The 14,420-nt window shown below is 41.7% G+C and carries 18 protein-coding genes, 1 CRISPR repeat array and 1 riboswitch; of the genes, 9 read left to right on the top strand and 9 right to left on the bottom strand.

Features of this window, described 5'->3' with window-relative positions:
- The first annotated feature begins 78 nt into the window (after positions 1-78).
- Positions 79-253, top strand: a riboswitch (cobalamin riboswitch).
- A gap of 22 nt (positions 254-275) precedes the next feature.
- The 8 genes from NSTCB13_RS03910 to NSTCB13_RS03875 all read left to right on the top strand — a co-directional run bounded on the left by NSTCB13_RS03910 (position 276) and on the right by NSTCB13_RS03875 (position 8,433).
- Positions 276-692: a DUF1636 domain-containing protein gene (locus tag NSTCB13_RS03910; RefSeq protein WP_445628444.1), complete on the top strand. Its 417-nt coding sequence runs from the start codon at positions 276-278 to the stop codon at positions 690-692.
- Positions 693-694: 2 nt separating this feature from the next.
- Positions 695-1,432, top strand: a complete 738-nt coding sequence (locus tag NSTCB13_RS03905; RefSeq protein WP_448273116.1) for a cobalt-precorrin-6A reductase — start codon at positions 695-697, stop codon at positions 1,430-1,432.
- An 89-nt stretch (positions 1,433-1,521) separates the two neighbouring features.
- Entirely contained in the window at positions 1,522-2,124 is a 603-nt protein-coding gene (locus tag NSTCB13_RS03900; protein ID WP_448268707.1) for a PEP-CTERM sorting domain-containing protein, read from the top strand.
- A 736-nt stretch (positions 2,125-2,860) separates the two neighbouring features.
- The gene (locus tag NSTCB13_RS03895) at positions 2,861-3,730 is read left to right on the top strand and encodes an inositol monophosphatase family protein (protein ID WP_445628442.1); all 870 of its coding nucleotides are present in this window, start codon (positions 2,861-2,863) and stop codon (positions 3,728-3,730) included.
- 83 nt (positions 3,731-3,813) lie between these two features.
- Complete coding sequence (locus NSTCB13_RS03890) at positions 3,814-4,332, top strand: GNAT family N-acetyltransferase (protein ID WP_448268705.1); 519 nt, start codon at positions 3,814-3,816, stop codon at positions 4,330-4,332.
- Positions 4,333-4,442: 110 nt separating this feature from the next.
- A complete protein-coding gene (locus NSTCB13_RS03885) occupies positions 4,443-5,423 on the top strand; it encodes a 2-dehydropantoate 2-reductase (protein ID WP_448271394.1) in 981 nt (326 codons plus the stop codon).
- Between the two features lie 666 nt (positions 5,424-6,089).
- Positions 6,090-7,706 (top strand): ABC transporter permease subunit, encoded by a 1,617-nt coding sequence (locus NSTCB13_RS03880; protein WP_448271393.1) that lies wholly within the window; start codon positions 6,090-6,092, stop codon positions 7,704-7,706.
- Positions 7,699-8,433, top strand: coding sequence for an amino acid ABC transporter ATP-binding protein (locus tag NSTCB13_RS03875; RefSeq protein WP_448271392.1), 735 nt, complete (start codon positions 7,699-7,701; stop codon positions 8,431-8,433). The genes NSTCB13_RS03880 and NSTCB13_RS03875 overlap by 8 nt, the downstream gene beginning before the upstream one ends.
- On the opposite strand, the gene NSTCB13_RS03870 is transcribed toward NSTCB13_RS03875, so the two are convergent.
- Genes NSTCB13_RS03870 through NSTCB13_RS03860 form a run of 3 tightly spaced genes read right to left on the bottom strand, consistent with a single transcriptional unit; the run spans position 8,430 to position 9,602 of the window.
- A complete protein-coding gene (locus tag NSTCB13_RS03870; RefSeq protein WP_448271391.1) occupies positions 8,430-8,918 on the bottom strand; it encodes an NUDIX hydrolase in 489 nt (162 codons plus the stop codon). The two genes, NSTCB13_RS03875 and NSTCB13_RS03870, sit on opposite strands and share 4 nt — an antisense overlap.
- A gap of 55 nt (positions 8,919-8,973) precedes the next feature.
- Positions 8,974-9,363: a type II toxin-antitoxin system VapC family toxin gene (locus NSTCB13_RS03865; RefSeq protein ID WP_445628434.1), complete on the bottom strand. Its 390-nt coding sequence runs from the start codon at positions 9,361-9,363 to the stop codon at positions 8,974-8,976.
- Positions 9,360-9,602, bottom strand: a complete 243-nt coding sequence (locus NSTCB13_RS03860; protein ID WP_322697324.1) for a hypothetical protein — start codon at positions 9,600-9,602, stop codon at positions 9,360-9,362. The genes NSTCB13_RS03865 and NSTCB13_RS03860 overlap by 4 nt, the downstream gene beginning before the upstream one ends.
- A 161-nt stretch (positions 9,603-9,763) precedes the next feature.
- Here NSTCB13_RS03860 and NSTCB13_RS03855 point away from each other — a divergent pair, with 161 nt between their 5' ends.
- Complete coding sequence (locus NSTCB13_RS03855; protein ID WP_445628433.1) at positions 9,764-10,348, top strand: NADPH-dependent FMN reductase; 585 nt, start codon at positions 9,764-9,766, stop codon at positions 10,346-10,348.
- A 43-nt stretch (positions 10,349-10,391) separates the two neighbouring features.
- A CRISPR array of direct repeats spans positions 10,392-11,007; the repeat unit is 37 nt; unit sequence GTTTCAATCCCTAATAGGGATTTTGATAAATTGCAAT.
- Between the two features lie 55 nt (positions 11,008-11,062).
- On the opposite strand, the gene NSTCB13_RS03850 is transcribed toward NSTCB13_RS03855, so the two are convergent.
- The 6 genes from NSTCB13_RS03850 to NSTCB13_RS03825 all read right to left on the bottom strand — a co-directional run bounded on the left by NSTCB13_RS03850 (position 11,063) and on the right by NSTCB13_RS03825 (position 14,317).
- Positions 11,063-11,629, bottom strand: coding sequence for an IS630 family transposase (locus NSTCB13_RS03850; RefSeq protein WP_448273115.1), 567 nt, complete (start codon positions 11,627-11,629; stop codon positions 11,063-11,065).
- Entirely contained in the window at positions 11,614-11,790 is a 177-nt protein-coding gene (locus NSTCB13_RS03845) for a winged helix-turn-helix domain-containing protein (RefSeq protein WP_397330461.1), read from the bottom strand. The genes NSTCB13_RS03850 and NSTCB13_RS03845 overlap by 16 nt, the downstream gene beginning before the upstream one ends.
- A 64-nt stretch (positions 11,791-11,854) precedes the next feature.
- A complete protein-coding gene (locus tag NSTCB13_RS03840) occupies positions 11,855-12,124 on the bottom strand; it encodes a helix-turn-helix domain-containing protein (protein ID WP_448271390.1) in 270 nt (89 codons plus the stop codon).
- A 568-nt stretch (positions 12,125-12,692) separates the two neighbouring features.
- Entirely contained in the window at positions 12,693-12,839 is a 147-nt protein-coding gene (locus NSTCB13_RS03835; protein ID WP_448271389.1) for a hypothetical protein, read from the bottom strand.
- 31 nt (positions 12,840-12,870) lie between these two features.
- Positions 12,871-13,707, bottom strand: a complete 837-nt coding sequence (cas6, locus tag NSTCB13_RS03830) for a CRISPR-associated endoribonuclease Cas6 (protein WP_448271388.1) — start codon at positions 13,705-13,707, stop codon at positions 12,871-12,873.
- A complete protein-coding gene (locus NSTCB13_RS03825) occupies positions 13,697-14,317 on the bottom strand; it encodes a 2OG-Fe(II) oxygenase (RefSeq protein ID WP_190894279.1) in 621 nt (206 codons plus the stop codon). Before NSTCB13_RS03825 ends, cas6 begins: the two co-directional genes overlap by 11 nt.
- Positions 14,318-14,420: the final 103 nt, after the last annotated feature.

The following is a 14,420-nucleotide window of genomic DNA, read 5'->3' as shown; positions in this document are numbered from 1 at the left end:
GTATTTTATCTAGTTGTCGTCCAGTTTGAGCGTGAGCGCAAAGTTTGCTGTTTCGTATTCTCCGATAACCCTAGTGTATGATCGATAAGGTTATTCGGTTCTGGTGGGAGTCAGCCACCAGAGGTAACGGGGAAAGTTCGGTGCAAATCCGGCACTGTCCCCCCGCAACTGTGAACTAATTTGAGATTCAGGAACTAAATCGAAAATCTCAAATTGAGTGAGTCAGGATGCCCGCCGAAATAGATTTATTAGTTTCACATATCTGCGAGGTACAGATGACTACGACTGTAAATATTTCCCCAACCAGTCCAATGGAAGTTGCTGAACATACTTTATTTGTTTGCAAAACCTGTGCCAGTGTTTGGCAAAATGGAAAACGCTTAGGTGAAAGTGGTGGTGAAAAACTTTTACACCAACTTCAGCAGCTGGCACAAGATTGGGAGTTACGAGATCGATTCCCGATTCAGGAAGTTGAATGCATGAGTGCTTGTAATCGTTCTTGTGTAGTTGCCTTTAGTGCCAAAGGCAAATTAACATATTTATTTGGTGATTTAGCCGTTGATGGGAGTGCGTCTGCGGTATTGGAATGTGCTAGTCAATACTATGCTAAAGCAGATGGTTTGCTGCCTTGGTCAGAACGTCCAGAAGCGATGAAAAAGGGGATTTTAGCAAAAATTCCACCTTTATCTTAATGATGCGCGTTTTGATTCTGGGTGGGACGGGTGATGCAGCAGAATTAGCTGCCAAAGTTACGACTATCCAAGGGTTAGAAGTAATCACCTCTCTAGCTGGCCGCACCCGCGAACCGTCAGTACCGCTGGGCGATTTACGGGTTGGAGGCTTCGGCGGTGTGGCTGGATTGGCTAGCTATCTGCGAGTCATGCAAATCGACTTATTAATTGATGCAACCCATCCTTTTGCTAGTCAGATTTCCTGCAATGCGGCAGATGCAGCAACGGAAGTTGGAGTCCCCCGTTTGATGTTAATCCGTCCGCCTTGGGAAAAAGAAAGTGGCGATCGCTGGATTGAAGTTGACAGCGTTGCAGCCGCAGCAACCGCGCTGCAAAATCAGTCAGAGCGAGTGTTTTTGACAGTTGGTAAACAGGAACTCGCCGCTTTTGCTCATTTGGAGAAAATTTGGTTTTTGATGCGGATGATTGACCCTCCTAGCGATGATGCTTTAGTACCGCCGGGGATCGTATTGTGCGATCGCGGCCCTTTTACTCTCAATAATGAAAGACAAATTCTGATTCAGAATAACATTGATACCATCGTCAGCAAAAATAGCGGTGGCGATGCCACAAAGCCCAAGATAATTGCAGCGCGAGAACTCGGCGTAAAGGTTGTGATGGTAAATCGTCCAGCGATCCCGCCAGGGGAGCAGGTTAGTAATGTTGATGCTGCTTTGGCGTGGTTATGCAATCGCTGCTAAGGAAATAGCCAAGATTGATAATACTATCTTTCCTTCCGTATAATACACGGGAGCCTTCTACAAGATCCGCGATCGCAGTAACGACTTCCATGAAAAATCTAACTCTATCTGCCATAGCCCTCGTCACCACATCTGGATTAGTTTTCGGGACAATGCCATCTGCTTCTGCTTTAAGTTGGAGTTGGAATTATTCTGGTACTGGCATAGAGGCGAATGGTACTTTCACCACTAATGACACCCCTAATGATTTGGGTTTTTACTTAATTACTGGAATTACTGGTACGCGAAATGGTGAAACAATTACTGGTTTGCAACCCGCTGGGACTCCGATCCCAGGAAACGAACCTTTTAATGTTGATAATTTAATTAGTCTTAATACTCAGCAGTTAACAGGTGATGGTTTTGGGTATTCCACTTCGGGAGGAAACTATTCTAGTCCATTTTTTGCGAGTTTTTTGCCGACACCAGGTTATTTAGAGGTATTTTCTGCGCCGCCAATCATACCAGGTTTTGAAAATTTAGGATTAGAAGATAGTGAGTTACCTATTAGTTTTTCTGCAACTATAGTCACTGTTCCTGAACCTACTTCTATCCTGAGCTTACTCATTCTTGGTACTCTTGGCACATTTTCAGTACTCAAAGGCCACAATCTATCCAAATTTACTCAGAAGAAACTCGAAAAAGTTTCCTAAAACCATCAATAACAATTCAAAATTGTACCCTTATAGGGATCTTGCTACGCGTTTATGTGGCGGCCAAGATGCCATTGGTGTCAACTTAAGTTAAAAAGCCTTTTCAAATCTCGTTTCCAGCCTAGAGGCTGGAAATGTTGCTCTTGGCGGCTCTGCCGCCAGCAAGGGAGGCGGAGCCTCCTTGACGGCATTCCCAGTCGGAGACTGGGAACGAGACAATATCTAAAAGCTGGTTATAGGCTGACTTTCACGTTAAGTTGACACCAATGGCAAGATGCTCACCCCACAATATTGGATAATTTATTTCTTGGAGTTCCCTTAACAATGCAAGCCACCGCATTAACAATGTAAGCCACCGCATTAACAATGCAAGCCACCGCATTAACAAGGCCGCCGATCCATTAACAATGCAAGCCGATGCATTAACAAGGCCGCCGATCCATTAACAATGCAAGCCGATGCATTAACAATGCAGCTGCCGCATTAGCATTGTAGGGTATGGTCAAATTTAATTCGCGATTAATTAATGAAATACTGTACTAAGTGTTGACGTTCGGTCTTAGACTCTTAAATTTACTAGAAAACTTGCGATTTTTCTATGGTTCATTGAAACATACAGATTAAAGTAATATAGCAACGGTGGTATCATTGCATCCAAATGATACCGTAATTTTGTCTAGATATAGAATTCTATCGCCTGCTGACGATAGACTATTTCTAAAAGGAGTTTGCTGCAATGTCCACAACACCAACTACTCGATTAATTTTAGAGACTTTACTTCCCCATCTGAAAGTAGCAGCAGCCTATGCCCATTTTCTACAACCAAAAATTGCTGCACTTCCTGCCAAAGAACAAGCAAACAACTTTTTTAGTGCCGCCCTTACTGATGCAGATGTGGCTATTCAAAATCTAGTAGAAGTAGTATTACTAGGAACTTTTCCAGATATTCGCTTTTATGGTGAAGAATATGAAAGTTCTAATAATACCAAATATTTTCGCGCTATCGAACTCGGTTCAGAAGGTGATTACTTAGTAACACTTGACCCGATTGATGGTACGAAGTTTTATATGGATGGACATTCTAATTACCAAATTATTCTCAGTATTCTAAATGCGGATGACTTTGAAGCAGTAATTGCCATTTCTCCTGCCCAAAACGTTTATTTTTACGCCCTTCGAGGTGAAGGTGCTTTTAAAGGCACGCTAGACATGAACTTAGAAGCCTGTGCCCCATTAGATATAACATCCGCCAAACCTTCTATTTTATTGGGATGGGGAATGAATTCCATCGCACATTTATTAAAAGATCGATATAAAGTAATCGATATAGCGAATGATTACTCTAGTGATATTCAAATTCCCAATCTCAATGGTATTCTCAGTGGCGATTTGAGTGGAGCAGCGATTAAATCGGGCAAATTTCTTGATAGTGCTGCACTCGCTTTTATTGCAAAAGAGGCTGGCTGGATTGTAACTACTCTGGACGGTTCGACTTTACCGCCACTGCATACTTGTCAAAATTATAGTATGCCTGGATTGATTGTAGCTGCCTCAAAATCTGTTTATCAAGACCTGCTGTCAGCGCTGCAAAGCGTAGCTGTTTGAGGGTTAATCAATATCGGGTACTGTTACATTCACAGATTGATGTTGAAGGTAAGCTAGTCGAAGGTATTCGGTCTAGATCGCAAATGAAAATGTACTCTCAACGACTCTGTTTAGAACCACTAGAACCATATCATGCCGAACTGCTTTTTAATGGATTACAGAGTGCTAGTATATACAAGTTTATTGAAGATGTGCCGCCACAAAGCGTTCAATTGCTTCGCGATCGCTACGTGGTTTTGGCACGTCGTCAATCACCGGATGGAACGGAGATTTGGTTGAACTGGGCTGTCTGGTCTATTGTGGAGAAATGCTACGTTGGATATGTTCAAGCAACAATTACTATAGATAATAGTGCAACGCTTGGATATGTATTTTTCCCTAATTTCTGGGGAAAAGGTTATGCGCTCGAAGCGGTGAAGTGTATGATTAATTATTTAGTTGAGACATACAAAAATCTTGATTTTAGTGCTGACGTTGATGTAAAAAATCACCGTTCTATTGCCTTACTACAGAATCTAGGGTTTGTCAGATCGACATTTTTTAAAAATATTGAGTCTAACCAAGATGAATTCAACCACGAAGTACAGTACCGCAAACATTGATAGATAATTAATTCAGATAATACCACTTTCTATAAATCTCACCCCGCTTTTTGCTGAGGGTAAAAGCGACTGGATACCGTATTCCACGACTTAATAATTCTTTTGAACAAATGAAAATCTGTATTGTTGGCGCGGGTGCGATTGGTGGATATTTAGGGGCGAAATTGGCACTGGTAGGTGAAGAGGTGACATTAATCGCGCGTGGTTCTCATTTGGAGGCAATTCAAAAAAATGGGCTGAAGTTACTTATGGCAGATGGTTCTAGCCAAATTGCTACTCCATTTCTGGCAACTAGCGATATCCAGTCAGCAGGGGCGCAAGATGTAGTAATTTTAACTGTGAAGGCTCACAGTGTAGCCGCGATCGCACCTTTTCTCCCAGCACTCTACGATGCTCAAACAATGGTGGTGACAGCCCAAAATGGCGTTCCTTGGTGGTACTTTCGTCAGCATGGCGGTGAGTTTGAAGGTACGCGGATTCAATCTGTCGATCCAGATGGGATTATTGAAACTAGTATCGGTGCTGAACGCGCCATCGGTTGTGTTGTTTACCCGGCAACTGAGATAATTGAACCAGGTGTAATTAAACATATTGAAGGCGATCGCTTTACTCTGGGTGAAATCAACGGTAGTAAAAGCGATCGCATCCAATTATTGGCACAAACTTTAAAACAGGCAGGATTCAAAGCACCAATCCGCAATCAAATTCGCACGGAAATTTGGATCAAGTTGTGGGGAAATGTGGCATTTAATCCCATCAGTGCCTTAACTGGTGCGACTCTAGAGGATATTTGCCGCTATCCCCTCACCCGCGAACTAGCGCGACAAATGATGAGTGAAACTCAAGCGATCGCAGAAAACTTAGGTATAAAATTTGGCATCACTTTAGAACAGCGAATTAATGGCGCAGAAAACGTTGGCGCACACAAAACCTCAATGTTACAAGATATTGAAGCCGGACGCGCTACGGAGATAGATGCGATCGTTGGCGCGGTGGCAGAATTGGGAAAACTTACTCAAATTCCCACACCTTATATTGATGCAATTTATGCCAGCGTTAAGCTGCTGGAAGCGACTAAAGTCAGAATTTGACAGTCCCGAAGTTTTCATGGGATTAAGGGACTTCCAAGTAATAAAATATCACAATATTTCTTGTGGGATAAACATCTTGCCAGTGGTGTCAATTTAAGCTCAAACTCCCTTTCAAACCTCGTTTCCAGCCTCTGGCTGGAAATGCAACTCAAAAGCGGCTCTGCCGCAAGTCTTGAGGCAGAGCCTCAACGACGAACATCCCCAGTCGGAGACTGGGAACGAGACAACCGAGACAATATCTAAAAGCTTGTTCTCGGCTGGCTTTCACGTTAAGTTGACACCAATGGCATCTTGCCCGTCCCCTGTGAATTGGGCGCTCATGTTGCCCACCCCACAAGATTGAATAATTTATTGGAGTTCCCTAAGCAGAGACTTTACCATGCATTAATTAGGGCTTGTAAGTCGATGCATTGGCATAACAAGTCGATGCAATGGCATAACAAGCCGATGCAATGACATAACAAGCCGATGCAATGACATAACAAGCCGATGCAATGGCATAACAAGCCGATGCAATGGCATAACAAGTCGATGCAATGGCATTGCAGAGCAAGAAGTGGGGAAATATTTAGAAAATTTGTGTGTACACCATAGCCATTTAGCGGTCATGATATCACAGGTATTATTTGCTCGATTGATGTAGCAGTTTAAGGTGCGGAATATTTTATGAAGAAAAAAAAAGGATGGCTATTAGACCTCTTGCAAAAGTTCTTTTTGCAAGAGGTGGGAAAAGGGAAAAGGTTAAAGGGGAAAGGGAAAATAACAAACCTTTCCCCCTTTCCCCTTACCCTTTTCCCGACTTTTGCAAGAAGTCTATTAACGATACTGGTTGTAGCAGCAGTAGGAATCAGCATCATCATCGGACATAGTAATTCTCTAAAAGCTGCCTCACCTTTAGGGAAAGACACGCTGACGATGATTACTTCCCCAGATTATCCTCCTTATGAGTTTTATGATACAAAAGGAGGCGATCGCCAAATTGTTGGCTTTGATATAGATATTGCCAAAACCCTTGCTGAAAAACTAGGGTTTAAACTTCAAATAATGGAATCCGATTTTAATGGATTAATCCCTGCACTTCAAGCAAATCGCGCTGATTTTGTCATGGCTGGGATGACTCCAACTCCAGAACGTCAAAAAAATATTGATTTTTCAATTATTTATTACGAAGCCAAAGATACCATTGTCGCTCCTAAAGGTAGCAATCTGAAGCAACCTCAAGATTTATCAGGAAAAAAAGTTGGGGTGCAACTAGGAACGATACAAGAACAAAATGCTCAAAAAATTGCTAAAAAAGTTGCAGGTATTCAGCTAAAGCAACTCAATAAAGTGCCGGAAGTAGTTCAGGAAATCAAATCTGGGCGAATTGATGCCGCAATTGTTGAGGATACCGTCGCTAAGGGATTTGCCCAAGCTAACCCAGATTTAGAATTTAATACTATTCCCTCGGAAGAGGCAAGTGGATCGGCGATCGCTTTTCCCAAAGGTTCTTCTTTTGTAGAACCGTTTAACAAAGTCCTTCAACAAATGAAGGACGATGGCACATTGCCTAAACTAGTAACCAAGTGGTTTTCACAGAATACCGCCGCCAATTCTGCATCTTCAACTCCTGCTAAAGGCGGATTGAATCTCGACTTCACCAGAATTCTTCCCGACATTCCCTTTATTCTGCGGGGAATCCCATTAACTTTGTTGTTCACGCTATTATCTGTAACCTTGGGGTTAATTTGGGGAACAATCCTGTCTCTGTTAAAAATTCTCGGCATCAAGCCGCTTACCTGGGTTGCGAACGCCTACACCTCTGTTTTTCGAGGTACACCTTTGCTATTACAGTTGGCGTTGGTTTACTACGCAACACCCCAGCTTACAGGCTATGATATTTCTGCATTGGAGGCTGGGGTGCTAACTTTTACCCTGAATTCTGGCGCTTATATGTCGGAAACCATCAGGGGTGGAATTCAAGCGGTGGATAAAGGACAAAGTGAAGCGGCGATGTCTATGGGTGTTCCCTATTGGTTGATGATGTGGGATGTGATTTTGCCCCAAGCATTGAAGAACATTCTCCCCGCATTGGTAAATGAAACTATTGGACTACTCAAAGATTCCGCGCTGGTGTCAACGATTGGGGTGGTGGAAATATTACGCAGCGCTCAAATCGTTGGTGCAAACAAATATATTTATTTTGAACCACTGCTATTTGCAGGGTTAATCTACTATGTTTTGGTAATGGGTATGACTTTGGGTGCATCCGCTTTAGAAAGGAGGTTACGAGAAAGTGAGTAATGTAGTCATTCGCACGGAATTCTTATCTAAATCCTTTGGCAATCTCGACGTACTCAAAGATATTTCCACTGAGTTTTACCAAGGGGAAGTGGTTGCCATATTAGGCCCTTCTGGTTCAGGTAAGTCTACCTTTCTGCGATGCATAAACTTGTTGGAACAACCCACCAGAGGCAGAATCTACTTTCACGACCAAGAAATTACCAATCCCAAGGCCAACATTGCGAAAGTACGCCAGCATTTGGTGATGGTATTTCAACATTTTAATTTGTTTCCCCACATGAATGTGCTGGAAAATGTCACCTACGCGCCCATAAAGGTGAAAGGAGTAAACAAGCAAAAAGCAGCAGAACATGGCTTAGAATTGCTGAAGAAGGTAGGTTTAGAATCAAAAGTGTCTGTGTATCCATCTAAACTATCTGGGGGACAGAAACAGCGAGTAGCGATCGCCCGTGCATTAGCAATGGAACCTGAGATGATTTTATTTGATGAACCCACCTCTGCACTAGATCCCGAAATGGTCAAAGATGTGCTGGAAGTGATGAAAGCTTTAGCACTATCTGGAATGACAATGGCGATCGTTACTCATGAAATGGGCTTTGCCAAAGAAGTTGCCAATCGGATTATGTTTCTCGATCGGGGAAGTTTAGCTGAAGATACTACTCCTAGCGAGTTTTTCCAAAATCCTCGCTGCGAGCGCGCCAAGCAGTTTTTAGAAAAAATGCTTTAGAACATCAGAAATTCGCCGCTTTTTTTGTATTCTTGAAACTTTTCCAAAACAGGGCGATCGTTTGGCATTAACGTCGGTAAGTCAGCCAAATCAAAAAATTCCAGCGCCAGCGATTCTCCATCTAAGCAAGCGAGACTACCTGACCATTCAACGGCTCGCAAAATTAAAATGAAATTTTGGACGCGATCGCCGTTAGGATAAGTTACAGCTTCAAAGGATGGGTTAGAAGAAAATCCCACAGCTGCAAAACGCTTAACCGTTAAACCAGTTTCTTCAAAAACCTCTCGTGCTGAACAGTCTTCGGCAGATTCACCTACTTCTGGACAGCCACCAGGTAGCCCCCAAAGTTTGAAATCACTCCGCTTTTGCAATAAAACGCGCCCCAAATTATCCTCGATAATCACGCGTGCCCCAAATAATAGAAGTAGGCGATCGCCTACAATTTGTCGTAACTTGCCAAGATAAGAATCTGACCAATTCGCCATAATCTGAGAAAAAGTTTGTAAAGAAACTCTAAAAGTAACAAATAGCGATCTAAATCTACTTCAGTGTTTTCACACCAGAGTAGTTAATAATCTTGGTATCTGAAGTTAACAAAGGACAATCATAAAATCTGGCTGTAGCCACAATAAGTTGGTCAAATGGGTCGCTATGGAAGCCGTTTAATTGAGTTGAGTCAATGATTATCGGCACAGATAAATCTAATAGTTGTACTCCTGGATAACTCAAAGCAGCTTCTAGCCATTTGTCAATAGCCAAAGGTAAAACTAGTCTTTTTTTTTCTATCAATTTGGCTACTTCCCAACAAGAAAGAATGCTGATTCCTAAACCATCAGACTTGTAATCTTGTAACCATTGTCGCTGTTGCTTAGTCAGTCGTGAATCGTTCTGAACCCACCAAACCCAAATATGAGTATCAAGTACAATCATTGCAAAACTTCCCAGTCCTCTAGGGCGACGGGTTCTGTTGGATCGTCATAACGGTATGGCTGTGTGTTGTGTAATAGATTTGGATTTGTCTCAAATTTAGGTTTTGGCGCTGCTTGGTGGTGTGGAGTTTTCGTTTCCAGAATAATCACTTCCACAGCATCTCCGGCATGAAAGGGTAAACCGCGTAGTGTCAAAGTTCCATCTTCAGTTAAAACGACTTCTATCTTGTGAGCATTCATATTTCGACTCCAAAGGCAAATTTTCAGTCTTCACTAGAATTAGTGTAATTTTGTAACTTAGAAAAAGTTTGTAAAGAAACTCTAAAAGTAACAAATAGCGATCGCCTGAAAACAGGATAATGCAGCTGAACAGGTTAATCCTTCCCATTCAACCTAGAATTATGGCATCTACACCGAAAATCCTCGCCTTTGCTGGCAGCACCCGGATAGATTCTTACAACAAAAAACTGGTAAAAATTGCGGCGGCTGGCGCTAAGGCAGCTGGCGCAGAAGTGACTTATATAGACCTCCGCGATTTGCCCTTACCTCTGTATGATGAAGACTTGGAAGCTCAAGAAGGACTACCAGCCAACGCCCGCACGTTTAAGGACTTGATGATTTCTCATCAAGGATTGCTGATTGCTTCGCCGGAATATAACAGTTCACTCACAGCAGTTTTGAAGAACGCCATTGACTGGGCATCTCGTCCATATCAAAATGAAGCACCTTTGGCTTTGACTGCTTTTGCAGGGAAGGTTGCTAGTATTATGAGCGCTTCCCCAGGCGCTCTTGGTGGTTTGCGGGGGCTAGTTCACCTACGCTCTATTTTGGGAAACATCAAAGTTTTGGTGCTTCCCGACCAAGTAGCAGTATCCAAAGCTTATGAAGCCTTTAATGCTGATGGCGCATTAAAAGATCCGAAACAGCAAGAATCTATTGAGCGGTTAGGCGATGGCTTAACAAAGATATTGCTGAAACTTAACTAAATTCTTCAGGTGTTCAGTAAATAATGAACACCTATAAGTAAATATTTTAATTCCTAATAGGGATTTTGATAAATTGCAATGACAGTTACGAGCGATCGCGTTTGTCAGACTTGTGTTTCAATCCCTAATAGGGATTTTGATAAATTGCAATTCATCAGACCGAATTGCTTAAGCTGCTTGAGCTACTACCGTTTCAATCCCTAATAGGGATTTTGATAAATTGCAATAATTTGCTGCACATGCAGGATCGCCGCAGAAAGGTTTCAATCCCTAATAGGGATTTTGATAAATTGCAATCTACACCGATGCTAATGGGAATTCTAAAAGCACTGTTTCAATCCCTAATAGGGATTTTGATAAATTGCAATGCCACGGCTCCCCAATTTTTTAAATTCATTTTTTGGCAGTTTCAATCCCTAATAGGGATTTTGATAAATTGCAATATAGTTTCTTCTTTGATATCAGAAGTTAAAAGTTGTTTCAATCCCTAATAGGGATTTTGATAAATTGCAATTTTATGATGATTCAGTAAAATTACTCTTATTCTTGTTGTTTCAATCCCTAATAGGGATTTTGATAAATTGCAATGTAAGAAGGCTCGTTAAATGAAAAAAGGATTATTGTTTCAATCCCTAATAGGGATTTTGATAAATTGCAATAAAAGAATAATTGTTAATCCAAAGCATATTGAAAGTTTCAATCCCTAATACCGATTTAATGTGAAGCTGCATAGAATAAAGCTTCGAGAATAAAGTTATAAGAAGAGATAGATATTACCTGTTCAAGTGTAAGTTGATCGAATATTTCTTGGATGCGATCGCGTAAAGCTTGTAGAGAAGAGAAAAGTTGATTTTTGAGAGGTTTCTTGAGAGCTTGCCAAAGCCTTTCGATAGGATTGAGTTCAGGAGCCAATGGTGGTTGAAATAGAGGAATAATATTCTCTGGCCAGCTAATCGTGGAACTTGTATGAGCTGGTGCTTGGTCAATCTGTAAAATTGCATAATCCGAGCCTAATTGTACAGATAGCCAATCCAAAAACTGTTGAAAACACTCGCCATCTAGTTTTGGATATTCATAAAGGAAATGATCTCCAGTCAATGGTTCAATTGCACCATAAATCCAAAAGTTATCTCTTGGCCATATCACCTTAACAGTGGGCTTAACTCCGGAAGCTGTAATCACTTTTCCTGTAAGAGTTTTGAGTCCAACCCTAGTTTCATCCTGGCACAAGTAACGAACACACTTGCCGGGGGAAAGATGTTTTTCTAGACAATTAAGAATGATTCCGAGTTTTTTTTAAATTCAGATACTAATTTCTCGTCCTGGTTATGGCTTTGAGGGCGAGGCACTTTTAGTTTTGCCCCTAATCGATATCGAACCCAGGCATAAACCGTTGCATACTCTATATCTTGTCCATGTTCTTTTTTTAACCACTCAACTATTGCACCATAGCTACTAAAGCCTTTTCCTGTTTTTAACTCCTCTGAGAGTGCTGCGATCGCAGCATCATCGATTTTCCGTTTTGCACAAGAGTGCTTTTTTGATTTCTAATAAGCCTGATATCCCATCAGTTTTGTACTTCTGCAACCATCTCGTGACCGTTGAAGTATCTCTTGCCAAGCGTTTTCCAATATCTTGCTCCTCTTTAACCTGCCCGCTTTTTATCCACCACAGCATAATAAGCTTTTCTTTCTGGGTTCCTAAGTTCGCTGTTTGTAAACGTTTTTTAAGTTCTTCTTCGCTCTCTGCGATTTCAATCTTAAAAGGGCGGCTCATGGTTCTTTTTATTTATCGAGTTTGTTTCCTCTATTATATGCAGCTTCATATTAAATTGGTATAATAGGGATTTTGATAAATTGCAATCATGGGCAAGCGCCTTTTTCGCAAGACGTATCTTGTTTCAATCCCTAATAGGGATTTTGATAAATTGCAATTGTTTTGCTCCATGTATGTTCAATTTTCTCTCTAGGTTTCAATCCCTAATAGGGATTTTGATAAATTGCAATTATGTTTCTTTAGGTGCAATTATGCCAAGGCGTAGTTTCAATCCCTAATAGGGATTTTGATAAATTGCAATAGCGGGAGCCTGAAAGCCAAGCTGTATTTAGTTTTCAAGGTGCGGTTGCGCGATTCTGGAGCAATCATAGCATTAGAGAATTCGTTTGGAAAGAGTGCCAGGAAAATTTAAAGGCTGAAATCGTATTTTGATAAGCATTTCAGGGATTGCGCGGATGAGGATTAGGGGAATAATGGCTTCAAAGCCTTACTGGAGTAGGGATAGAAGCATTTTTTTTGGCTGTGAAATTTCTACACCTACCCCTCCGCGCATTTGAGATGCAGGAACCTAGCTAGAAGGAGACTCAGCAAAGAAAATTGTTTCGTCTCGTGGCTGTTCTCCGCCAATGCGTTCGACTTTTCGCTGACAACAGCGATGCGGACAATAGGCATATTGATTCAATGCCGCAATGGAAACATATTCAGTTTGATTCATAACTTAGATGGTTTTTAAATGATGATTGAAATTAGGGAGAATACAGCCGCCGCGTCATTCCCATACCCATAGTTGTTTTGCGACCAATTCCTGCATACAAAGCAAAATCAGCTAAAGCATTAAGTTGCTTAATTTGTATGGGTTCAATTTGTCCCAAAATTTTGTAATTAACTTCGCCAATAATGCCAATAAATTTGCTGCGAGAATCGGCTAATATTTCTGTGTGAATGTTGACAAAAGAAGGAAAAATTGACTCGATCGCAATCTGAGTAAATTCTATACCACTGTATTTATTCCACCGCGAAAGTAGGGAATTGAAAACAGATTCTCTGGTAGGAAGGGTAGTATCATACTGTCCTTGACGAAAGGCGGTAGGCGTGGAAAAGGTAAGGTTAATGGAAGAATTGCGCTCGCTAGCTTCTTCGTATAATTGAGCATAAGTACTGGCATTAGCCCAAGGTTGAATAGATTGGGGTGTGCCTTGAATGCTGGTAATATACAAGTCAGCCGGGCCAAGATGCCAAGGGCGATTGGGATTAAGATTTAGCCAGAGTTGGGTAAGTTTGCCAAATAGAGTGTCATCTAATAAAGAGATGCGCCACCAACAAGGAGTTCCGGCGGGAATGGGTTGTTGATGTGAATATTGCAATTTAAATCCCCCTTTACCACCCTTCAAAAGGGGGGAGTTAGTTTGCAGGGGAGAAAGAGTGAAAGCTTTATCTGCGGTGGAATCGTGCAAGCGATCGCCTAGTTCTTTATCTACAGAACTAACGAGAGTTAAAAATAGAGCGTGGAGATGTCTACCTGTAAGATATTGTGGTGGAATGGGCAATTGAGGTAGCAAATTCAACACTAAACTATGAGGCATACTTTCTTTTTTTGGTTGTAGACTGAGTGCTTCTTGACTCTACAGTAAACTCAGGGATTTCCTGGAGTTCAGCATCACTCAAACTATACTGTTCGCAAACGAGACTTAGGCGATTTCCTGGGGTTTTGACAGCATTAACCGAATGGGTTAAATCACCTTGAAAATAAACTAAAGTATTGAATTGGGGCTTAATTTGCCCAAGTTGGCGTTTGTGCGATCGCAATACCAGTTCTCCCCCTTCCATATCCGCAGGTACGCGCACATAAAGCACACTGACAACCGCAGGCGGTTCAATGGTTTTAGAGTAGGAACGCAAAGAGCGATCGATATGCGGATCGACGCGGGAGCCTTCTTTGAGTTGTAAAGGATTGAGGTAAAAAGCATTACAATTCGGCTGGAGAGCCAAATCGAGGTAAGGCTTGAAGTAGGGAAACTGCTGTTCTACTTTTGCTAATCCAGAACGCTGAAATACTACAGAAAATCCTTTAGTGGCGACAAAATCGCGGTTGAGGTTGTTGATAGCAAAGTAAGGACAAGCTTGGATTTCTCCCCACAAGTTGTTTAGGTAGTCGCTGGGGAAGGCGTTGGTTTGTTGTTGATAGTGTTTCACTGGGGATGTGGGGAGCGTACAGGAATAACAGGGGTTAAAGATTGTAGCGTAATTTGTAGCTGGGGGAAAGGTTAAAGACTATAGTAAAATCCTTTTGAACTGA

This window comes from Nostoc sp. DSM 114160 (genome assembly GCF_053470305.1).
The sequence above is the reverse complement of the archived record's forward strand: the minus strand, read 5'-3'. Positions and strand labels throughout refer to the sequence as shown.